Origin of the sequence: Chryseobacterium hagamense, assembly GCF_007991455.1 — a bacterium.
GTDB classification, from domain to species: domain Bacteria; phylum Bacteroidota; class Bacteroidia; order Flavobacteriales; family Weeksellaceae; genus Chryseobacterium; species Chryseobacterium hagamense.
Genome location: NZ_BJYJ01000010.1, coordinates 149,850 through 173,325, shown reverse-complemented (window position 1 = coordinate 173,325; position 23,476 = coordinate 149,850). Strand labels below are relative to the sequence as shown.

The 23,476-nt window shown below is 42.4% G+C and carries 17 protein-coding genes; 14 read left to right on the top strand and 3 right to left on the bottom strand.

The features are described 5' to 3' along the window. The first annotated feature begins 160 nt into the window (after window positions 1-160). Together CHA01nite_RS21025 and CHA01nite_RS11505 are read left to right on the top strand one after the other, a co-directional pair. Window positions 161-1,006 carry an RHS repeat-associated core domain-containing protein gene (locus CHA01nite_RS21025; RefSeq protein ID WP_146941580.1) on the top strand — a complete coding sequence of 282 codons (846 nt, stop codon included), beginning with the start codon at window positions 161-163 and terminating at the stop codon, window positions 1,004-1,006. Beyond that, window positions 996-1,472: a hypothetical protein gene (locus CHA01nite_RS11505; protein ID WP_146941579.1), complete on the top strand. Its 477-nt coding sequence runs from the start codon at window positions 996-998 to the stop codon at window positions 1,470-1,472. Before CHA01nite_RS21025 ends, CHA01nite_RS11505 begins: the two co-directional genes overlap by 11 nt. A gap of 258 nt (window positions 1,473-1,730) precedes the next feature. On the opposite strand, the gene CHA01nite_RS11500 is transcribed toward CHA01nite_RS11505, so the two are convergent. The 3 genes from CHA01nite_RS11500 to CHA01nite_RS11490 all read right to left on the bottom strand — a co-directional run bounded on the left by CHA01nite_RS11500 (window position 1,731) and on the right by CHA01nite_RS11490 (window position 7,719). After that, window positions 1,731-2,897 carry a beta-helix domain-containing protein gene (locus CHA01nite_RS11500; protein WP_146941578.1) on the bottom strand — a complete coding sequence of 389 codons (1,167 nt, stop codon included), beginning with the start codon at window positions 2,895-2,897 and terminating at the stop codon, window positions 1,731-1,733. Between the two features lie 556 nt (window positions 2,898-3,453). After that, window positions 3,454-4,878 carry a beta-helix domain-containing protein gene (locus CHA01nite_RS11495; RefSeq protein ID WP_146941577.1) on the bottom strand — a complete coding sequence of 475 codons (1,425 nt, stop codon included), beginning with the start codon at window positions 4,876-4,878 and terminating at the stop codon, window positions 3,454-3,456. 45 nt (window positions 4,879-4,923) lie between these two features. Further along, window positions 4,924-7,719, bottom strand: coding sequence for a TonB-dependent receptor (locus CHA01nite_RS11490; RefSeq protein ID WP_146941576.1), 2,796 nt, complete (start codon window positions 7,717-7,719; stop codon window positions 4,924-4,926). Window positions 7,720-7,910: 191 nt separating this feature from the next. On the opposite strand from CHA01nite_RS11490, the gene CHA01nite_RS11485 reads away from it, so the two are divergent. The 12 genes from CHA01nite_RS11485 to CHA01nite_RS11430 all read left to right on the top strand — a co-directional run bounded on the left by CHA01nite_RS11485 (window position 7,911) and on the right by CHA01nite_RS11430 (window position 23,436). Next, window positions 7,911-8,588 (top strand): response regulator transcription factor, encoded by a 678-nt coding sequence (locus CHA01nite_RS11485; RefSeq protein WP_146941575.1) that lies wholly within the window; start codon window positions 7,911-7,913, stop codon window positions 8,586-8,588. A gap of 53 nt (window positions 8,589-8,641) precedes the next feature. After that, a complete protein-coding gene (locus tag CHA01nite_RS11480) occupies window positions 8,642-9,673 on the top strand; it encodes a sensor histidine kinase (RefSeq protein WP_146941574.1) in 1,032 nt (343 codons plus the stop codon). Between the two features lie 129 nt (window positions 9,674-9,802). Next, the gene (locus CHA01nite_RS11475; protein ID WP_146941573.1) at window positions 9,803-10,393 is read left to right on the top strand and encodes an IS1096 element passenger TnpR family protein; all 591 of its coding nucleotides are present in this window, start codon (window positions 9,803-9,805) and stop codon (window positions 10,391-10,393) included. A gap of 792 nt (window positions 10,394-11,185) precedes the next feature. Continuing rightward, window positions 11,186-12,538: an alpha-amylase family glycosyl hydrolase gene (locus CHA01nite_RS11470; RefSeq protein ID WP_146941572.1), complete on the top strand. Its 1,353-nt coding sequence runs from the start codon at window positions 11,186-11,188 to the stop codon at window positions 12,536-12,538. A 220-nt stretch (window positions 12,539-12,758) separates the two neighbouring features. Next, window positions 12,759-13,199: a hypothetical protein gene (locus CHA01nite_RS11465; RefSeq protein WP_146941571.1), complete on the top strand. Its 441-nt coding sequence runs from the start codon at window positions 12,759-12,761 to the stop codon at window positions 13,197-13,199. A gap of 127 nt (window positions 13,200-13,326) precedes the next feature. Then, the gene (locus tag CHA01nite_RS11460; RefSeq protein ID WP_146941570.1) at window positions 13,327-15,486 is read left to right on the top strand and encodes a prolyl oligopeptidase family serine peptidase; all 2,160 of its coding nucleotides are present in this window, start codon (window positions 13,327-13,329) and stop codon (window positions 15,484-15,486) included. 116 nt (window positions 15,487-15,602) lie between these two features. Further along, window positions 15,603-16,397 (top strand): thymidylate synthase, encoded by a 795-nt coding sequence (locus tag CHA01nite_RS11455; protein WP_146941569.1) that lies wholly within the window; start codon window positions 15,603-15,605, stop codon window positions 16,395-16,397. A gap of 42 nt (window positions 16,398-16,439) precedes the next feature. Continuing rightward, window positions 16,440-16,679: a hypothetical protein gene (locus CHA01nite_RS11450; protein WP_146941568.1), complete on the top strand. Its 240-nt coding sequence runs from the start codon at window positions 16,440-16,442 to the stop codon at window positions 16,677-16,679. A 378-nt stretch (window positions 16,680-17,057) separates the two neighbouring features. Then, complete coding sequence (locus CHA01nite_RS11445; RefSeq protein WP_146941567.1) at window positions 17,058-18,377, top strand: serine hydrolase domain-containing protein; 1,320 nt, start codon at window positions 17,058-17,060, stop codon at window positions 18,375-18,377. A gap of 5 nt (window positions 18,378-18,382) precedes the next feature. Beyond that, window positions 18,383-18,601: a hypothetical protein gene (locus CHA01nite_RS11440; RefSeq protein WP_146941566.1), complete on the top strand. Its 219-nt coding sequence runs from the start codon at window positions 18,383-18,385 to the stop codon at window positions 18,599-18,601. 12 nt (window positions 18,602-18,613) lie between these two features. Beyond that, window positions 18,614-21,127, top strand: coding sequence for a M1 family aminopeptidase (locus CHA01nite_RS11435; protein WP_146941565.1), 2,514 nt, complete (start codon window positions 18,614-18,616; stop codon window positions 21,125-21,127). 980 nt (window positions 21,128-22,107) lie between these two features. Then, complete coding sequence (locus tag CHA01nite_RS11430) at window positions 22,108-23,436, top strand: hydroxymethylglutaryl-CoA synthase family protein (RefSeq protein ID WP_146941564.1); 1,329 nt, start codon at window positions 22,108-22,110, stop codon at window positions 23,434-23,436. Window positions 23,437-23,476 lie beyond the last annotated feature (40 nt).

Sequence of the window (23,476 nt, the reverse complement as noted above, 5' to 3'; positions counted from 1 at the left end):
GCCCAGAGACTTTTTATTGAAATATGGAAAACTTGCCCAAGCTAAGGCCAACGAGTTTCCCACATTCCAACAAAATTTTAACAGCGACAACAAGAAATTATTAATCAAAAACTTTACTTTTGAATGTACCTAAGAAAGGTGAGATTACACCAGGACGTACATGAGTGATATCGGACGTTGGGGAGTAATTGATCCGCTGGCGGAGAAAATGACTCGTCATAGCCCTTACAACTATGCTTTTAATAATCCGATTATGTTTATTGATCCTGATGGTAGAGAAGGTATACTGTATGAAGAACAGGCGCGAAATGCCTTTAGCGCTTTGCAAAATAGTATGCCTCCAATCGATTATGTTAATGATAGTGGAAATAAAATTGGAACAGACGGAACGGATATAAAAGGAGTTATAATGATTGCAAATCGACAAGATATAAACGCTATTAGAACTGCTGAAAGAAATAGTAGTCATGTTACTACAGACCAATTAAGTGAATTCAATACAAATATGATAGTCCCAAGCGATGTAGCTTTGCAAGAATCTCTAAATGTCTTGGCAAGAGGTGTTGCAAATGGTGGATTTCGAGAAGAATCGTCATCAATTGGTGAAAATGACGTGATAGTAAGAGGTAAAACAGGCCCCTTGCCTACAGTGTCAAATGATGTCGCAACTGTGCCAGCTTCAATACCAACTAATAAAACAACTCATACGACTATACATCTTCATCCAGCTGGAATGTTTGTTAGTAATGATACACTTTATCCTTTTAATGCCTTGACACCGACACCAGGAATAGATGATATAACATTTGCAGGAAAGGGAACTAATATAATTATTGGAAGATTAGCAGTTGGAAACAATTCTAATATTACAAGAAATTCGGATGGATCTTTTGCTGATAGTAGGCCTATTGGAGCGGCTGTTTATAGGGGAAATAATATTTCCAAGCCTGCAATGACTTTAACAACAAGAGTAATAAATAATATACTAAACAGAAATGCAAGATAAATTTTCAAAACAAATTATTTTATTATCATTTCTGCTATTTGCAAATTATTTTTTTTCACAAAACAGGAAATTAAACTTAATTATTGTAAATGACCGAGAAATTTCTAAAAGTATTTATGATTTTAAAATTACACCTTTTAATAGTTCACTAGATGAATCAATTACAGGTAAATATATTCCTGGAGAGTTGATTCTTGATTCTAAAGATTTTGACAGGTTATTATCTAGCAACACTAAGGATTTTAAGATATCATTTACAATAATATCTACTGTTAATAAAGATTTAGTAAAGGATTTTAAATATGCCATAACAATACCAAAAGTTTATTTAAACAGCGAATATTTAATAGTAAATATTTTTAATAGATACAATAAAATTTCTAAGAAAAAATATTCAAAATTAATTAAAAGTGATAAAGACTATTATATTGTAATAGAAACTCCAAATTCTATGAAATTTGATTAATCAGCTTAAAAACAGGTTTATTTTGATCCTGTTTTTTTATTTCCGTAAGACTTAAAATTCTGGTAAAGAAGAAAAAAGGATATTCTGACGGGTTCAATATTTATGATAGCATTCAAATTTTGGGACTGTTGATGTATATTATCAGGGGGTGATTATAAGAAACTTTCATTCTCATCTAAAGTAAATGCTACATCATTCTTTTGAAAATAAAATCCCATCGCAATTTGCGATGGGATTTTATTTGTAATCAGCATATATTTACTGCAACCCGGACCATCCAATCGCCCATGCCGGATTGGCCATCTTATTTCCGGCACCGGTAGCGTCGGATTTTTCGGTATAGGTATTGCTGAGGAGGGTGACAGTGGCTCCTGCGGTTGAGGTCGCCGTGATTTTGCTCGTCACGTTGGTGTCGAAAAACACATTGGTAATTTTACTTTGTCCGTTCAGGTAAGTGACGGTGGCATCTCCGGCGAGGTTGAACCCTTTGGCCCAGTTGGAAACCACTACGTTGTCGAAATTGGCGTAGGTTCCTGAAGATAGGCTGATGGCGTTGGATTCGCCTGTGGTTCCGCCAAGCAGGGTGATGTTTTTAATCGTAGGGCTGGAAATTGGAGTAGCCGCCGGATTGGAAGCGTTATTCATTCCTTTGATGCCGGTGTTTCCTGTGCCGTTGGTTCTTCGCTGGGTAAAGACCGTACTAGCCGTCCCGATCCATCCGTCGGTCCAGACGAAAGAGTCATCCGCATTGCCTAAGGCCGCAATATTGGATACATTGACTGTTCCGCCGTACAGCTGGATGCCGTCCTCAGCACTATTGACCAATGCGATATTTTCTACCTTCGTCCCGCTGCCCACTCCAAACAGGGAAAGCCCGTTGAACTTTACGTTGGTTGAAAAATCAGCGCCGGCATTTTCAATCCGCACATACGTCAAAGATCCTGAAGTGTCTGTTGCGGAAGTTCCGCCGTAAGTTGCCGTTCCAACTTCAGAAGTGCCGGTAGTCCCGGTGTTGATGGGCGCTTTTCCGCAGAGGATCACGCCGCCCCAGGTGCCGGGAGTGGCTGCTGATGAAGTAAAGGAAACCGGTGAAGCCGGAGTTCCGTTCGCATAGATCTGCCCGCCCTGTTCTACCAGGACATAGGAGGAAGCAGTTGCCGTAGCCACAATCCGGGTTCCTGCAGGAATAACGAGCTTTCCGCCGTCTTTTACCCGTACCGGACCGTTCAGTACATAGACCCTCGTAGGATCAAGGGTAACAACCTGTCCGCTGGTGACCTCTCCTTTAAAGTTATTGGGATCCTGGGCAATTCCTACCACCGGGGTGGTCGCGATTTCCTCATCGTCTTTATTGCAGGAATTAAACACCGGTGCAGATCCGGAAATAAGCAGGGCCGCAAGTATAGGGAAATGTTTTTTCTTCATAATCGTTCAGATTTATTTTTTAGCAGAGCTTCTGAAATAAGAGCCTGTTTTAAAGGGCCAAATTACCATTTTTCCGGGTATTTTCCCAATACTATTCTGTAAATATCGGTTATTCTTAAAGCCTGTTTACATTTTAATTCAGCAGACTTTCCGTCCTTTCTTTTAATTTTCTGAATTAAATAAACTTTGTTTATTCTTCATTTTGATACGATGATTTCAATTGATTTAACTGGATATCGCCGGGCAACTGACACATTGATTTTTTAATCTAAAATACCTTAAATTCTTAATGGTAAAATATAAATGACAAATTTAAACAGGCGCTTAAAATCTGTTTAAGTTCTGAGTCAGAAAAACTTTCCGTCATTTCTTAAATTTCCGGATTAAAAGAAGCTTTGTTTATTCTTCAATTTAATACGACGGTTTCCATTGAATTCCTGAATTTCTTAATGATGAAAAATAAAAGCTGAATTAAAACAGTCCCTTATAAGCAAAACGGCACCGGAAAATCTTTCCGGTGCCGTTTTAAAATTTAATATGAAGAAACTGATTACTATTATAAGTTATAGTTGGTCCAGCCTGCATACCACGTATCGGAAGCATCTTTTACGGCACCTCTGTAGGTTACAGGGGTAAACCAGCTGGTTAATTTGGCATTGGTGAATACCCCGCCGGTTAATAAAGCGGAACCTGAAGCAGGGGAGAAGTTCGGCGTCGTTCCTGCAGGAGCCCATGCGTTGGTTAATTTTACATCAGCAGTATAGGTCAGGGTAGAATTCCCGTTAGCCGTATACCAGTTGGTAAGATCGGTCAGGGTATATCCTGTAGCAGAAGAAGTAGACGCTCCGTATTTCAGAGGCGTGGTATTACCGGCTAAAATATTGTTCTGGAATACCAGGCCGGAGTTTCCGATGTTGTTATCGGTAGGTGTACCTTTTGTAGCATCGATAAACAGACCTACAGGATATCCTGTGAAAACGGAATTGAATATGGAGATCGAAGAGTTTCTTCTGATCTGTAATGCATTCTGGAACAATGAATTGATTGTACCGGAGTTTGTTCCTGTGCTTGAAGAATTGATCGGGCCGATAATCGTCATGTTCGAGAACGTCGCTGAAGTCTGAGGCGTTAAGGAAGATCCGTTGGCATCATTGTCAGATTCAAAAGCATTTGATCCGGAAACGTCGGCTACCTGCGAATCTCTTACTGCAATACCGAACTGAATTTTTCCTGCAAACCCGTTATCGGTATCGAAATCATCATCAAGACCTTTATAAGCAATAAGGTGAGAACAGTTTACCGTTCCTCCGAACCACTCGAAACTGTCGTCGTTTGCATAGGATACCTGTACGTAGTCTACCGTTGTTCCGTTACCCACGCCACCGAAAGTGATTCCGTTGATTTCTTTATCCGGTAAAAATGCATAGCCTGCATATTCTACTCTTACATATTTAAGGACACCGCTGTTGTCGGCAGCATTGGAACCTCCGTAAAGACCCAATCCTTCCGTATTGTTGATTCCGCCTTCGATTTCCCCGATACCGGCCTGTCCGTTGAAAGAAGCATTGGTAGGAGCCGCTCCGAGGATAACCAGTCCTGCCCAGTCGCCTCTTTTAGGGCTTGGTTTTTCTGAAGTGAAGATAATCGGATTGCTGGCCGTACCTTCTGCCATGATTTTACTTCCTCTGGTAATGATCAGGGCTCCGTTTTTATCGGCTTCCCCAACGATTTTGGTTCCCGGTTCAATGGTTAAAGTCGCACCGTTCGTTACATATACCAATCCTCTTAACTTATACGTGTTGTTAGCTCTAAGCGTAAGATTTGAAGTGATCTTTCCGGAAAGGATCAGGTTCTCAGTCGTTCCGGTACCGGAGTTTCCGTTCTGTACGATCGTTTCCCCATCTTCCTCGATATTTCTGCAGGCAGTCAACGTAGTGGCCAGGGTACCGAGCATTAAAGCGTGTAAAACAAATTTTTTCATGATATAAAGACTATTTTTTTTATTAGATAATTGATTGATTTTTAATTAAAAGCTGTATCCGAACGTAAGGCTGATGTTGGTTCCCGTTACCCGGTCGATAGCCAGTGCATCGGCGCTGTCGTATTTTTTGTTGTTGTTCAGGTCGTGGTAAAATTTCGCATGGCGGTTCAGGATATCGGAAATGTTCAGCTTGATCTCTCCTTTGTTCTGTAAAACCTTTTTGGCTACCTGGAAATCCAGAAGCGGTCTCGGATTTTCCCAGATCGGCGGAACCTGGTCGTTTCCTACGTACAGGATTCTTCTTCCGATCATATTGAAAAGTACCGTAGAAGACCATCCCGATTTTTCGGTATCGTACTGAAGGCTTACATTCACCGTGTAAGGAGACTGCCCCTGCATCGGCCGGTCTACATTGGTGGCTGCATCGGTTACCCTGTTTTTGATGAGTGCGAAGTTACCGCCCAGCGTAAAGTTTTTAAGCGCGCTGAAGAAATCAAGTTTCTTTCTGAATTCCAGCTCCGCTCCGTAAGCATCCGCTTTATCTACGTTTAAGTAGTTGAAGGTATTACTGGTTCCTACGCCTGACTGGTTGAAATACAGTTCGATAGGGTTTTTGAAGTTTTTATAGAAACCTGCAAAGGAAAGGATCTCTCCGTTTCTCGGATACCATTCCCAACGTACATCGGCATTGGTGATTTTGGTTCTCTGGATATATTTGTTACCGATCACCGTAGCCCCCAAATCAAAATCATAGTAGGCCAGCGGAGATACTTCTCTGAATTCCGGTCTTACCACCGTCTGTGAACCGGCCACCCTTAAATTCATATTGTTCGTAAGCTTGAACGTCATGTTTAAAGCAGGCAGGAAATCCGTAACCTTGGTATTCACAAAACGGTCGTCGCTTCTTTTGGTGCTTCCTACCAATTGGTCGAAGTTTTCCACTCTCAGTCCCCAGACTGCCCTGAACCATGAGGTGATATTGCTGTCGAACTGTAAATAGCCGGCATTCAGGATCGTATTGGCGATGTACCGGTACTGGTTTCCTGCGATTTCGTCGAAAGTGAACTGATTACCCGCTGTCCCGAAGTTGCCAGGGTTGAAAATGGTTTCAAACGGCTGCGAAAGCAATCCCTGGTTATAGGAAGCCAGTCTTACGGAGAAAGGCCTGGAATTATAAATCCTGTCTTTTACCTGGAACAGGTATCCTCCCTTGATCGTCTGCTTCTGTCCGAACATCTCAAAAGTCTTGGATACATCTCCGCCCGCATTGTACAGATAATCGCTGAGCGTAGAGTAGAACACGCTTCCCGATTTTTGGGAAAGTCCGTTGGAGATCAGGGCCAGATACGGGCTTCCGTTTATATCAGGATACTGGTTGTATTGCAGACGCTGCAGTAAAGGGATATACTGATCAAGAATACCGAAGCTTCCGTACCAGTTGAAAGTAAGTCCTCCCAGCGCGTCAATTTTGTGGGTACCGTTCAGGGTGGAATTGTAGAAAGTCGTTTCTTTGAAACCGATTTCGCGGGCAATGATGTTGGTCCCGTTGATCGGGTCAAACTCAAAATCCTTACCTGTTCTGAAAGACATGTGGTTCACCGTATTGTTGGTGATGATATTTTTCAGGGAAATTTTATTATTGGTATTCAGCTTTAAGGTCAGATTAAGCAATCCGCCTAGAATAACGTCATTCTGGTATTTTTCAGTATTATAATCGAAATTGGTATCAGCCAGTTCTCCGTTGATGGTAAAGAAACTGTTCCGGGTCTCGATTCTTCTTTTATTATTGCTGTAGTTTAAAACGGCAATCACGCCTAAATCTTTTCCGAAAAGCTTGGTATTGAAACCGCCGTCCAGCTGTAAACTTACATTTTCAGGGAAACCGTTGGAATTATAGCCCAGGTTTTTAACGTATTTTTTTCCGAATTCCGTTTTATCGGCTTCGTTCAGAACGGTGAATGCGTTTTTAGCCGGCATTCCTTCAGGAAGTTTCCGGGTACCGTCATCAATTCCCAGGAAGTCCCATTTGCCGCCTTTCTGCATTTTGAATTCCTGTCCCATCGTGATGGAGTTTCCTCCCACACCCAGCTGCATATTGAAAAAGTTCTTATTCGGAATGTCTTTGGTATTTACCTGGATCAGTCCGCCTCCCCATTCTCCACTGTACTCGGGGATGAACGTTTTGTTGATGACCAGCGTTTCGATAACGTTTGCCGGGAAGAGATCAAAGGAGAATGTTTTTCTGTCCGGTTCTGTGCTCGATAACTGGATTCCGTTCAGCATTGCCTGGTTATAACGGTCCGAAAGGCCTCTTACCACAATATATTTTCCGTCGAACAAACTTACCCCGGAAACTCTTTTCAGAACTTCTCCCGTATTTCGGTCCGGACTTCTTTTAATGGCTTCAACACCGATTACCTGTGAAACAACACCGGAGTTTCTTTGTAGTCCAATGGTAGAAGCAATCGTCTCTTTTCGTGCGTTTGATTTGATCACGACCCCTTCGATCTGCTTTTCTTTCGTGGAAACAGGCTTGTCCAGGACAATGTCGAGATGGGTATTGGTATCGCCTTTTACCACAACTTCACTGATTTCTTTTCTGTTGTAGCCGTTGGAAGTTACCGTGATGACGTAATTGGTTCCCGGGGGAAGGCTTAGAGAGTAGTTTCCGGAAATATCAGTAATCACCTCCTGATCATTTACCTTTACTTTTACGCCTTCGATCGGCGTGTTGTCTTTCTCGTCCAGTACCCTACCTTCTAGAACCTGGCTTTGTGCAAAGGCAAAGCCAGCGGAAAACAAGGCAAGCAGCATAATGCTCTTGTGGATTTGTTTTTTCATTTTACTATATCTTACTCGATTCTTTCGGTGCAAAGAAAGAAAGAATTGGCGGGGTAGATGGTTTAGGGAAATTTAATTTTTTTTTAACTAAACATTAAGAAAAGGATATAATTGTTAACTTTATGTGAACGATAGCCGTTTTGTTAAACCGTGATTAAAATATGATTAACTTTGACGCGTAAAAATTGAAAATGAACCAAAAGAAAATCCTCTTAATAGACGACGAACTGGATATTTTAGAGATTCTGTCTTACAATTTAGAGAAGGAAGGCTACGATATCCATACCGCTACCAACGGCAATGAAGGTATTGAAAGAGCCAAAGAAATTATCCCCGATCTGATCCTGCTGGATGTGATGATGCCTGAAAAAGACGGGATCGAAACCTGCCAGGAACTCCGGAAAATCAAAGAGCTTCAGAAAACACTGATCGTCTTCCTTTCCGCGAGAAGCGAAGAGTTCTCCCAGCTGGCCGGTTTTCAGGCCGGTGCAAACGATTACATCGTTAAGCTCATCAAACCGAAAATCCTGATTTCAAAGGTTAATGCCTTATTACAGCTTACCTCCCAGGTTTCGGATAATGCCAAACTGATCGAAATCGGTGATCTGATCATCGACAAAGACAATTTCAGGGTTTCCAAAAGCGGACAGCAGTTTCTGCTTCCGAAAAAAGAGTTTGACCTGCTGTATCTGCTGGCATCAAATACCGAAAAGGTATTTAAAAGAGAAGAAATTCTTGAGAAAGTCTGGGGTAATGATGTAATCGTGGGCGAAAGAACCATCGATGTACATATCAGAAGACTGAGAGAAAAACTGGGCATCAATACGATCCAGACATTAAAAGGAATTGGGTATAAACTTATTGTTTAATACTCCGTTTCAATCCTTATCTTTATATCCATAACCCATAAAACTTTGTAAAATTGAAATTTTACAGGCTTACCTTCGTCGCCTCTTGTCTTCTGACATTGGTGATGTTTCTGTTAGTGATCACTTTCGATTCGCTGAAGGATCTTTATTACAATACCCCATTCTTTAAAGCGGGGCTTTTTGTCTGCCTCATCTTTATTTTTATCATTAATTACATGGTGCTGGAGCTGCTCTTCAACTATTACGGCAAAAAGCAGGTCCGCGGACTGTCTCAGCTGCTGCCGCAGGAAATCGTGCATAACGACAATGAGAACATCACCATCAAAGAACTGGGAGAACGGTTTTCAGACCTCAACCAGCAGAAAGTGACGGAGCTCGATATGATGAAGGAAATGGAAAGCTACCGGAAAGAATACATCGGCAATGTTTCCCATGAGCTTAAAACACCGCTTTTTTCCATTCAGGGCTATGTGGAGACTTTGCGTGACGGTGGCGTGGATAACCTCACCATCCGTGATAAATACCTGGAAAGAATCGATAAATCGGTAGAGCGGCTGATCGCCATCGTTACCGATCTGGATATGATCAACAGGCTGGAAGCAGGAGAAATCAATCTGAACTTATCCCGGTTTGATGTGAACCTGCTCATCAAAGAAATTTTCGACCTGCTGGATCTTGAAGCGGAGAAGCACAATGCCACGATGCAGATCCAGACCCTGCAGCCGCAGATTTTTGTGGAAGCCGACAAGCAGAAAATATCGCAGGTCTTCATCAATCTCATCTCCAATGCCATTCATTATGCCAACCGGCAGGAAGCAAGAGTCGTCGTAAAAACAAGTGTTCTGAAAAATAAAGTGCTGATCGAAGTCATCGACAACGGGATGGGCATAAAATCCGAGAGCCTGCCACGGATTTTCGAGAGGTTCTACCGCGTGGAAACCAGCAGAAGCAGGAGGGAAGGGGGGTCCGGACTGGGGCTGGCCATTGTGAAGCATATCCTTGAAGCCCACAACGAAAATATCACTGTGGAAAGCGTCTATCTGGAAGGGACAAAATTCAGCTTCATGCTGGAGAAAAATAAATGATTTCCGGCAAAATGTAAGGAAAAAAAATAATTTAAAAAATCCTGAAATATTTTTTTGTCACCTCTCATTTATTTTATATTTGCAACAGAGATTTATCATAATAACAAAGGCAAAAAGTAATTTAAACTGATGGTTTACAAAATCCGCGTAATATTAGATGCGAAAGAAGATATTTTCCGGGATATCGAAGTTAAAGGAAAACAGACGCTGTGGAACTTACATTTAGGAATAAAAAGTGCGTTCAGCCTGCAGGGAGACGAGCTTTCTACTTTTAACCTGCTGGAAGAGGACGGAACGATCGTTAAAAGTGTTCCGCTGGAAGATATGAGCGATGATGGAGACGGCGAGATTATGTCGGATGTATACATCGATGAGGCTTTCGAAAAAACGGGAGATAAAGCTCAGTTCCAGTACGGACTTTTAGACCTTTGGGAGTTTTTCTGCGAATTGGTGGAAGTAATCGAAGAAACAAAAGGCGTGAATTACCCGATCACCGTTTACCGTTTTGGAAACGTGCCGCTGAAAGCACCAAGCAAGAGCGGTACCGGAGGATCAAAAAAGAAATCGGCGATGCCTTTGATGGATGACGATTTCGGTTTCGAAGACGATTTCGCAGTAACCGGGAACTTCGAAGATGAAGATGACGACAATTTCGATGACGAAGAGGAGGATTACAACGACGATGTGTTCGATGATGAAGAAGACAACGACGAGAGATAACCCGAACATCCGAAAATATACAGCCCTGAATGAAAATTCGGGGCTTTTTTTATGAGCAAATCATTATCGGTCATTTTTATCCATTATTATTAAACCACAGATTTACGCAGATTTTCACAGATGACAGCGTGGCTTCGACCCGGTGCAGCCGCCAGTGATTGCCATTGCTTCAAATCACGGAGTATAAAATAACAAACGAAAAGATTTCAACGCCCCATTTGTCATTGAATTCGAATCTCCGATTTCCCGCAGGGAATCTAAACATTATATAAATCAGCCTGTAATATTTTAACTGCGGATCATTATAAAAAGCAAAAGGAATTTCCCGCAGACCGTATCAGATAATAGCATGACCCTAAACTAACTATTCAATAAAAATTAAAGATTTTTAAAAACTTTGCGAACTTTTTAGTGTGTTTTTTTAGCTTTAATGTACACATTACTAATATTTTATGACTTTTGTGGTTTAAAATTTTATGCCGGCTTAAATTGTAATATTGAGATCGTTTCAGAATATGCGCCAGACTGTGCTTTCATAAAAATCTTTGATTTTTTACTCTTATGTGCTCTAAAATATTTTCAGAGTTGGAAATAATCTAATACTCTTATGTGTCTATACAGCTCCCGAATGCTGGTGCGGGCATCCTGCTCGTGTCCTTATTCTGCTCAGCTGTCTGCCTCTGCTGGCGTAAGCGTATACGCCTATGTCTTCCATAGCAATTACTTTGCAAATTTTATACTTGGTTTCCGGGTTTTCCGATCACAATTCCTATTTTTGTCAAAAGAGAATTAATGAAAAAATTAATTTTAATTGCGGTAATGGGGCTGGGGCTTGTATCCTGCACCACTACGCAAAAAGCAACGAAAGACATGACGGATTTACCTAAAAACTGGAAGCATACCACCAATATTTACGAAGTCAACCTCAGACAATATACAAAAGAAGGAACATTTAAGGCCTTCGAAAAAGAAATGCCGCGCCTGAAATCGATGGGCGTAAAGACCTTATGGTTTATGCCGCTGACCCCGATTGCACAGCTGAATAAAAAGGGAAGCCTGGGAAGCCAGTATGCGGCGTCGGATTACACCTCCGTCAGCCCGGAATTCGGAACGCTGGAGGATTTCAGACACCTGGTAAACGAAGCGCACCGCCTGGGCTTCAAGATAATTCTCGACTGGGTGGCCAACCATACGGGCTGGGATCACATCTGGACCAAGACCCATCCCGAATTTTACCTGAAAGATCCGGACGGCAGTTTCCACCGCGCCTCAGGAATGGACGATATCATCGAGCTGGATTATAAAAACCGGGAGATGCGCCTGGCCATGATCGATGCGATGAAATACTGGGTGAAGGAAACCAATATCGACGGCTTCCGCTGCGATCTGGCTTCCTGGGTGGAAGTGGATTTCTGGGAACAGGCACGCCCCGAAGTGGAAAAACTGAAGCCGCTGTTCTGGCTGGGTGAATATGACGAACTGGAAAATCCCGATTACGGTAAGGTATTCGATGCCAGCTATTCCTGGAAATGGATGCATAAATCGGCGGATTATTACAAGAACAATGAACCGCTTCATGAACTGACGGATCTCTTAAAGCAATATTCCGCCATCGGCGACAATTCCATGCGGGCCTGGTTTACCACCAACCACGACGAAAACTCCTGGAACGGAACCGAATATGAAAAATACGGCGTCATCACCAAACCGATGGCCGTATTTTCCGCAACCTGGAACGGTGTGCCGCTGCTGTATTCCGGACAGGAACTGCCGAACATGAAGCGTCTGGAATTCTTTGAAAAAGATCCGATCGAGTGGAACGGTACTTATCAGATGGCCGGCTTCTATAAAACCCTGCTGGATCTTAAATCATCCAATCCGGCCCTGAGAGGAGGGGATCCCAATGTTGCCACGTATCTCCTGAACACCACGGCCAGCGATAAAATCCTGGCCTATATACGGAAAAACGGGAAGAATGAAGTGCTGGTCGTTTTGAATATGTCAAAAGAGCCGGTGGATTTCACCATTGAAGATTCGCAGGTAACAGGTTCTTTTAAAAATGTTTTCGATAAGACCGGAAGAAATTTCGATGAAGGAAAAGCCTTCAGTTTCAAGCCCGGCGATTACGCTGTTTTTGAAAAATAAAATAAAAATAAACCAGTCTCCGTCTGCAAAGGCGGAGATTTTTATATCATTCGATTTAAATAAAGTTACCTCTTCATAGAATCACAAACCATCTCATTTGATATTCAGAACTGTCGGCAGTGATGTGGACAAAAGACTTCCATCCTCCCTCTTCCAACTTTTTTCAGGTTTACATTAATTTTAATACATTTGATTCTTATGTTCACTGAAAATGTTTGTTATGGATAAATCGGAAATACTGACTGTTGTAAAAGAAAAAATCGCAGATAAAATTCATAAACTTGAAACCCTGATCGAGGAAACCCGTGCCTCGAACAACGATACCAAAAGTTCGATGGGGGACAAATATGAAACCGGCCGGGAAATGCTTCAGCAGGAAATCAATAACCTGCAGGTTCAGCTGAATGAAGTATTGAAACAGCAGAATTTTCTGAACACCATCCTTCCTAAATCGTGTGAAAAAACAGAAAAGGGAGCCGTAGTAACAACGGAAAAGGGCCTGTTTTTCATTTCGGTGTCCTTAGGGGAAATTATTGTTGAAGGTCGGAAAATCATCTGTATCTCTCCCGAATCGCCCCTGGCCAAAGCCATGAATGAAAAAAAAGAAGGCGAACTTTTCTCTCTGAATACCATCAGTCAGAAAATCATGGAAATAAGATAATCCGTTGGACGGATCGCCCGGATTTTCAGGTTGTAGGTCGATCGTCGATTAAATCTGTCGTTGGTCGATTAACCGATGCAAGTGGGTTTTTATCGGATTATATTTATCCTTTAAAAACGAATAGGAAATGAAAAACATCCGTATGAGAATCCGGTTATCACTGCCCGGCTGCATCATTTTCGCCACGGCTTCTGCCCAGTATAATTATCCGGCAACAAAAACAGATCCCGTATCCGAAACTTACTTCGGAACCAAAGTAAATGATCCTTACCGCTGGCTGGAGCATATTAAAAATCCGGAAGTTATCAGCTGGTTTAGAGCCCAGGCGGAATTTACCGGTAAACAGCTGGCAAAAATTCCCGGACAGGACCTGCTGATGAATGAGATGGTAACCTTCGATAAGGCCATTCCCGAAAAAATTATCCCGCTCACATTTCAGAACGGAATTTATTTTTACAAAAAGAGAAAAACAGGGGAACCGGTTGATAAGCTGTACTGCAGAAAAGGGACTTCCGGAGAAGAAAAGCTCCTGTTTGATCCTGCAGGATATTTGCCTGGAAAAATAATGGATTTCACCAGCGTCGTGAGTTCCGATGGCAGCAGGGTGCTGCTAAATATGAGCGAAGCAGGCTCCGAGCTGGGCGATATCAGGGTGCTGAACGTTGAAAATGCAAACTTTCTGGAAGATGTCATCGGGCACAGCTTCGGTGAATTTCTGGACGGAAGCAACGATCGGATTATTTATTATCAGGCAAAAAGCTATGATACCCATGATAAGGAAGTCTGGCAGAACACGCCTGCAAAAATGCATATTTTGGGTAAAAATCCCGGTACGGATATTCTGCTGGTCAGTTCCAAAAAAGATCCCGGGCTGAAGTTAAACCCTGCCCAACGCCCGGAAATTTATTATTCCCGTGATTCCCGCTATATGATCTTATCAAAAGCCTCTGTAGAAACTGATCTGGATCTGTATTATGCACCGGCTCCGGAACTGATGTCCGGCCATATCAGATGGAAACCTCTGAGCACCGGAAAAGACCTGATCAAAGGGTTTTATCTGAAAGGGAAATTCCTTTATGCCTGGACGGCAAAAGACAATCCGAATTTCAACATTGTTAAAATCAACCTCGATAGGCCGGATCTGAATCATCCGGAAATCATTATAACCGGAGATAAGACCTGGAAAATATCCAACGTGTCGCAGGCCAAAGATTACCTGGCGGTTATCAAAAGCAAAAACGAGCAGGTTTTTGAGACGTGGACCTATCATTTTGATACCGGAAAATCCGGGAAAATCACGACACCGATCGTTGGAAATGTAGAAGGTACGGCTCTTTCAAAACATAACAATGAAATGCTGCTGGCCAATTATTCCTGGATCAGGCCTTTCAATTTCTACAGCTATAATGCAGACCGTAAAGATTTTTCCGAAGCGCCCTTCCACATGAAAGTTGATCTGCCCAGTCTGGAAAACCTGGTGCTGGAAGAAATCGAAATCCCTTCTTTTGACGGGGAGATGGTGCCGCTGAGTATTTTTTACGATAAAACCAAAATGAAAAAAGATGGCAGCAACCCGGCATTTATGAGAGGATACGGTGCTTATGGAATGTCGCAGCTTCCCGGATTTATGCCGGGCATTCTATGCCTTTTGGATCGCGGTGTTGTCATTGCCGTTGCCCATGTAAGAGGCGGCGGCGAAAAAGGGAACGACTGGTATCTTGCCGGCAAAAAAGCAACCAAGCCCAATACCTGGAAAGACCTGAACGCCATCGCGGAGTACCTGATCAGAAATAAATATACCTCCCCTGAAAAGCTGGGCATCACAGGAGCCAGTGCAGGAGGAATACTCATCGGAAGAGCGATCACTTCCCGCCCGGATTTATATAAGGTCGCCATACCGAAGGTGGGATGCCTCAATGCCCTCAGAATGGAGTTTTCTCCGAACGGGCCGGTTAATATCCCGGAGTTTGGAACCGTCAAAAATCCCAATGATTTCAAAGCCTTGCTGGAAATGGATGCCTATCAGCATATCAGGAAAGGTACAAAATATCCTGCCCAGCTGATCACCACAGGTTTTAATGATCCCCGTGTGGAAAGTTATATCCCGGCAAAATTTGCAGCGAAAATGCAGGCGGACAATGCTTCTTCAAATCCCGTGTTTCTTTATGTCGATTACAAGGCCGGGCATTTCGGCGGTACAACGATCGAAGAGAAATTCAGGCAGAGCGTTCAGGAATTTGCTTTTTTCCTGTGGCAGACCGGAGATCCGGATTTTCAGATCAAATAAACTTTTTTATGCTGCCTGATCCCATCTGTGAAAAGCTGAATTGATAAAATCAAAATACCAGAACTTAAAAATCCCTCATTTTTTCTTACATTTGAGGGATTAATTTTTACTTTCAGATGCAGAACTACCTAAACCTTTTACAGCATATTTTAGACAACGGAACCGATAAAACAGACCGAACCGGAACCGGCACAAGAAGCGTTTTCGGCTATCAGCTGAGATATGACCTGTCTCAGGGTTTTCCTTTGGTAACGACCAAAAAGGTGCATCTGAAGTCTATTATCTATGAATTGCTTTGGTTCCTGAAAGGTGATACCAATATCAGATACCTGAAAGACCACGGCGTTTCCATCTGGGACGAATGGGCGGATGAAAATGGCGACCTGGGACCGGTGTACGGCGCACAGTGGCGGAGCTGGACCGGTGCCGACGGAAAAGTGGTGGACCAGATTACGGAAGTGATCGATCAGATCAAAAAGAACCCGGATTCAAGAAGGCTCATCGTGTCAGCCTGGAATGTTGCGGAAATCCCGGATATGGCTTTGGCACCCTGTCATGCCTTATTCCAGTTTTATGTTGCGGATGGTAAACTGTCGCTTCAGCTGTACCAGAGAAGTGCCGATGTTTTTCTCGGTGTTCCTTTTAACATTGCCAGCTACGCCTTGCTACTGATGATGGTGGCGCAGGTATGCGATCTGGAAATAGGGGATTATGTACACAGTTTCGGGGACGTCCACATCTACAACAACCATTTCGAACAGGTTCAGCGACAGCTTTCAAGAGAACCGAGACCGCTTCCGGTCATGAAATTGAATCCGGAAATCAAAAATATTTTCGATTTTGATTTTGAGGACTTTACCCTGGAGAATTACGATCCGCATCCGGGAATCAAAGCGCCGGTAGCCATTTAATGGTAGCAATTATTCATTAAATTTGATATAAAAGATTGAATTATGGAAATCAAGATCAGCCTGGATGAATATGCCGATGTCCCGTTTATTAAAAAACTTTTATCCCAGATAAAAGGCATCACGAATATTGAAGTTTCCGAAGAAGACAAAACGTATTCGTGGGAGGAAATTGAAAGCTCTGATGAGTTTGAAAAATTAATTGATAAAAGCCGTAGCCAAATTAAAAACGGTGAATATCAGGAATGTTCCGAAGAATTTATAAATTCTGTTTTTAAGAGGTAATGAAAATAATATTTTCAGATATTGCCATCAAAAGTCTTTAGGAAATCATCGCTTTTTTAAATGAGCGGTGGTCAGCTAAAGAACTTAAAGTGTTTCACAAGGACTTATAGAAATTAATTCAGTCATTTCAGGACAAATTCATTTCATACCCTCTTGTGAAGTCTGATAAGCAGGTAAGGTTTGCATTAATAGGGAAAAAACAAGTTAAAGTGTATTTTGATTGCACGTCAGATTGTGTTGAGATCCTGCTTTTCCTGCCCTCAAAAGGAGATCCGGATAGAATTATTAAATTTTTAAATATCTAAAGTGAAGCCCAAAACTTCACTTTTTTTGTAACATCTTATGAAATCTTTCAACTTATTATGAAATCTCAAGGATATGTTGAAAAAATTACTTTTTCTTTCAGCGGTAGGGATCTCAGCAATCGTATTTTCGCAGAACGGCATAAAAGAAAAGCTGGGAAATTACCTGGATTCCCTGTATGTTCATCATAAAGTAATGGGTAGTTTTGCCCTGGCGGAAAACGACCGTCCGACCTTCATAAAAGTGGTTGGATTTGCCGATGCGGCAAAACAGCAGAAAGCCAATGTGGATACCCAATACCGTATCGGATCGATCAGCAAGACCTTTACCGCCGTGCTGGTCATGAAAGCGGTTGAAGAGAAGAAGATTGGCCTGGGGAATAAATTATCGGATTTTTACCCGGAAATTCCCAATGCGGCCAGAATTACCATTGAACAGCTGTTGCAGCACCGTTCGGGAATCCATAATCTTACCGATGATCCTGAGTACCTTCAGTACAATACAAAACCACAGACGGAAAGCAGCCTGATCGCCAGTATTAAAAAATTCAGCAGTGATTTCGAACCGGGCACAAAATACGGTTACAGCAACTCCAACTATATTTTATTGGGCTTCATTCTGGAAAAAGTATACAAAAAACCTTACGCAGAATTGGTACGGTCCAAAATAGCAAAGCCTTTGAAGCTTACCCTTACGGAAGCGGGCGGAAAGATCGACCCTTCAAAAAACCAGGCGGAATCATATCATTATATCAATGGAAAATATCAGGCTTCTTCCGAAACGGATATGAGCATCCCGGTCGGGGCAGGGAATATCATTTCGACCCCGAGAGAGTTGCTTGGTTTCATGCTCGGGCTTGAACAGGGCAAACTGATCCGGAAAGAAAGCTTTGAAAAAATGAAGACCTTTACAGACGGTTACGGATACGGCCTTACGAAAATTCCTTTCGGAACGTATTGGGGATACGGCCACAACGGAGGAATCGATGAATTCCGGTCGGCACTTTTTTATTTTCCGGATCTTAAAATAGCCGCAGCTTTCACTGTGAACCAGTCGGATATGGAGGTGAACGACCTTTTAATCCATCTTTTGGAGACGGCTGCCGGACACGATTTTGAGATGCCCGGCTTTAAAACATTCCATATCGCCGAAAACGAACTTCAGAAACTGACGGGAAAATATGCCAGTCCCGGAATACCGGTAAAATTCGATATTTTTGTCCGGGATAAAACACTGATGGCACAGGCTTCAGGGCAGGGTGAATTTCCTCTGGAACCGGTTTCCGATATGGAATTCAGATTTGCACCTGCCGGGATTACCGTTAAGTTTTTCCCTGAGAAGAAACAGTTCGCCATCATGCAGGGAGGAAGAAAAGATCTGTTTACAAAAGAATAAAAACAATGAAATATTTAAAAATAAATACGGCAGAAAATGCTGATCTTGAAGCGCTGAAAAATGCCGTCCTCCAGATGAAAGGCGTAGACACGGTGGAAATCGTCGACGATGAAAACCCGGAAAGCGAACTGAAAAAAGCTTTTTCCAAAACCAAGGAACAGTTCAAAAAAGGGGACTATGAAACTCTGGTGAACGATATTTTTGATATTCTAACAAAAAAATAATTTTTAAAATACATGAAAAAAGCCATTTTATCGATTGCTTTATTGGGTGGGATTTTCTTTTCCACAAATGCAGCAGCGCAAACCGAAACTTCAGGCAGGGAAAAGGTCTACCGGGCAACCCATACCAAGGTAACGGAGCTGAAACACACAAAACTAAAGGTTGATTTCGACTATCAGAAAGAACAGATGAATGGGGAAGAGTGGCTTACGGCAGCTCCTTTCTTTTATCCGGCCAATGAACTTACACTGGATGCCAAAGGAATGCTCATTCATGAAGTCGCATTGGAAATTAATGGAAAAAAGTCTCCTCTGAAGTACGATTATAAAGATGATGTTTTAAAAATTACGCTGGATAAGACTTATCAGAAAAACCAGGATTATACGGTTTACATCAGGTATACGGCGCGTCCGGGGGAAGTGAAGCAGGAGGGAAGTGCAGCCATTAACGATGCCAAAGGCCTTTACTTCATCAATGCGCAGGGCACAGATCCGGATAAGCCGACCCAGATCTGGACCCAGGGGGAAACGGAATCTTCATCAGCCTGGTTCCCGACCATCGACAAATCCAACCAGAAGACCACCCAGGAAATCTACATGACGGTTCCTGACCAATATGTTACCCTTTCCAACGGGATCCTGAAAGATTCTAAAAAAGAAGCAAACGGACAGAGAACCGATCACTGGGTGATGGATAAGAGGCATTCTACCTACCTGTTCTTCATGGGGGTAGGAGAATATGCCATTGTAAAAGACAAATGGAGAAACATCCCGGTGGATTACTATATCGAGAAGGAATACGAGCCGTACGCAAAGCAGATCTACGGAAACACACCGGAAATGATCGAATTTTTCTCTAAAAAGTTAGGTTATGACTATCCTTGGGCAAAATATGCGCAGATTTCCGGAAGGGACTACGTGAGCGGAGCCATGGAGAACACCACGGCAACCCTCCACGGGAGCGGCGTTCTGCAGAAGCCGGGGCAGCTGGTGGATGAAAATACCTGGGAAGACACCATCGCCCACGAGCTTTTCCACCACTGGTTCGGAGATCTGGTAACCGCAGAAAGCTGGAGCAACCTTACGGTAAATGAATCTTTTGCCAACTATTCGGAATACCTCTGGAACGAATACAAGTACGGGAAAGACCAGGCCGATTACCACCTGATGACGGACGTCAATATGTACCTTCACAATCCGGGTGATTTCAAAAAAGACCTGGTCAGGTTTAATTACGATTCCCGCGAGGATGTCTTCGATCTCGTAACCTACCAGAAAGGAGGCGGAATCCTTCATATGCTGAGAAACTATCTGGGTGATGATGCCTTTTTCGCCGGAATGAACGATTATCTGAAGACCTATGAATACGGGAATGCCGAAGCCCATCAGCTGAGGCTGTCATTCGAGAAAGTTTCCGGAAGAGATTTAAACTGGTTTTTCAACCAATGGTATTTCGGAAGCGGAAATCCGAAACTGAAATATACGTACAGTTTTGAGCCGGTGAAAAAACAGATCGCCGTTACCATTGAGCAGACCCAGGAACAACCATTCCAGTTTCCATTGGCCATCGATGTATACGACAATGGAAAACCGAAAAGGTATAAAGTGTGGGTAAATGCTGAAGCAAAAAATGTATTCAACTTCGATGTTTCAAAAAATGCAGATTTAGTTAATATTAACTCAGACGGCGTTTTGCTGGCAGAAATTACCGATACCAAGACGCCTGAGCAGAACCTGATGCAGTTCTTAGGTTCCAAAGAATTCAAAAGCAGATATGAAGCGTTAAACGGGATCAAAGATCAGGTGGGTAAAAATCCGGCGGCGACCAAACTTCTCGCCGCTGCAGTGAAAGACCCGTTCTTCAGAATAAGAATGAAAGCTTTAAAAATGATGGACCTGTCCAATGCCGAACAGTTTAAGGCGATGGGTGCAGATGTTGAAAAACTGGCTTCCAGTGATCCTAAAACCCTCGTACAGGCTGCGGCGATTTCAGCCCTGGCCAAAACAAAGGATAAAAAATACATCCCTGTTTTTGAAAAAGGGCTGAACGCAGTCTCCAACGCAGTTAGAGGAAGTTCGGTGAGCGCTCTTATCGAAATGGATCCTTCAAGGGCAGCGGCTCTGGCTGAAAAGATCGATCTGAAAGATGCTTCGGAAGATCTGATGGGCAAATTGCTTCCGGTAATCGTTAAAAATAAGGTGACCTCACAGATGGAGAACATTACTCAGCTGGTCGCTTTTTATCCGTTTATCAAATTCCAGAATCCTGAGTTAGGAAAGTCTGCGGAAGAAGGATACAACTGGATCATGAGCTCCGACAACCTGAAAGCGACGGAAGGAATTACCAAAATGCTCGGCCGTGCCAAGGGTGAAATCGGAAATAACCCTCAGGCCAAAATGATGATAACCCAGATCTTAAAAGACGGACTGAACCGGAAAATGGAACTTCTGAAACAGAATCCGCAAAGTGCTGCCGGCATTAATAAACAGATTGATGTTATTAATAAGGCCATTGAGGATTTTAAATAATTCCTGAATAATTCTCTGGTAAAATATGATAACCGCTGCCCTTGACAGCGGTTATTTTTGTTTTTAATCAATTTAATTAAAATTAATCTGCTTTTTTAACAAAATATTTGATTTATCTGTTTTTTTAGCGTAGTTTTGCTGTCAAATTAATACCGATAGTCATTGATGGAATTATAGTTCCCTTACCGGAAAAAGTTAAAGATCAATAGTACTTTTAAAGCTTTGATATTCAATGAAAGTCGTAATTCAGAACCATCATTCACATTCCGTATTCCAACTGATCTTAATAAAATAATATTCCTTCTGGCGATTGTTTAACTGGAATATGGTTGGTACAGGAAGGGTTGTGGAAAAAATAGATTATTTTGATTTATAGCTGAACACAAATTTAATTAATAATTTACACCTTGGGCATTTCTTTACAGGAATGCCCTTTTTATGGGTCCAGCAGCTGTTCCTTTATGCCATTAAAGATAACATGAGTTCAATATATTTCATTTAATTAATAACCGGTGGGTAAAGAGAAAGTCAAAGAATGAATCAGAATTTAAAAAGGATTTCTGCTTAAAAAAGTAATATGGGTCGCATTTTACGCTTCTGACGGGATTTTATATATCTTATAGAAAATCGTCGGTAAGAGACTTTAATACCGTATAAATCCGACTGAACTTTACTTGTGATAAGATATTACCTTCAAGATTTACCGTCGCTTTGAGTAGATTTCGAAAAAATCGTATCGAAAAGTTGCTGAACGACAGATCAGATGTCCTGCTTTACACGTTCTAAATATATTTTTTCCGTTGCGTTGCAAAAAACACCAGAATTAAGGTTAATTTAATCATCAGGACCGCTCATTGTATTTTTGACAAGAGAAACTTCCTGCATCCGGCATCCTTCTTCCAGCCTTTAATCAAATTCAGACAAAAATCATATATGATTAAACGTTTACATTTTTTAAATTCGTATTAAAATTAAATAATATGACTGTTGGAATCGAGGCGGCTGGTTTTCATGTGCCTTCATTATATCTGGAAATTAAAGACCTGGCGGAAAAGAGGGGGATTGATCCGGCAAAACTGGAAAAAGGCCTGGGGCTGCATAAGATGGGCTTTCCCGATGTTCATGAAGATGCGGCAACCTTCGCAGCAGAGGCATTGCTGAAACTGATTACTGATAATCAGCTTAACCCGAAAGATATAGCAAGAATTTACCTCGGAACCGAAAGTGCACTGGATGCGGCCAAACCCACTGCTTCCTATGCCATGCAGATGGTGGAAGAAGTCCTGGAACCTGAATTTGGTGCAAGGGCGTTCAGGAACTGTGACGTAGTGGACATGACGTTCGCCTGCATCGGTGCCGTGGATGCGCTTCACAATTCCCTGGATTTCGTTCGGGCCAATCCGGATAAAAAAGCGATCGTCATTGCCAGCGATTACGCAAAATATGAACTGGCCTCGTCCGGGGAATATACCCAGGGCGGCGGCGCAGTGGCGGTACTGATTTCCTCCAAACCGGATTTGCTTGAAATCGATAATCATTGGGGCGTGGCCACAGAAAGCGTGTTCGACTTTTTTAAGCCGAGACGTTTTTTTCAAAAGGAAGATTTAGCCAATGCTCCCGAAAGTTTTCCGGATCAGATCGAAGTCTTTACTGACGAGCCGGTTTTCGACGGACAGTATTCCAACCAATGTTATCAGGACAGGATCAGGGAGGCTTACCGGCATTACAAAGAAATCACAGGTCAGGAAAAACCTTATGAACAGTGGAAATACCTTATTTTCCATCTTCCGTATGCTTTCCACGGAAAAAGGGTCTTCACCGAAATCTACAGCCTGGAAAACGGATTGCCGTACGGAACACCTGAAGAACAGAAGGCGGTAGCAAAATCAGGAGAATATCTTCGGTTCATCAACGAAAAAATAGAAACCTCCCAAAGGGCTTCGTCGGAAATAGGGAATATGTATACCGCTTCTGTTTTTATGGCGCTGCTTTCCGCTCTGCAGACTGCATTCAACGAAAATGAGGAACTGTCAGGTCAGGAGATCGGATTCTTAGGATACGGCAGCGGCTCGAAGTCCAAAGTCTTCGCCGGAAAAATTTCAGACAATTGGAAAAACGCCGTTAAAAAATGGAATCTTTTTGAAAAACTGAAAACCCGGACGGCCATCGATTTCGAGACCTATGAAAAACTTCACCGGAAACAGCTGAAAAACCCGGTTAATGAAAACTACAGAGGATTCGGACTGAAATCAATAGAACCCGAAAATCCGGTACTGAAAGGGGCACGGTATTACGGTTTTCAGAAATAAATAAATTTAAAAATAAACCTATCCCGGACTTCAAGCGTTC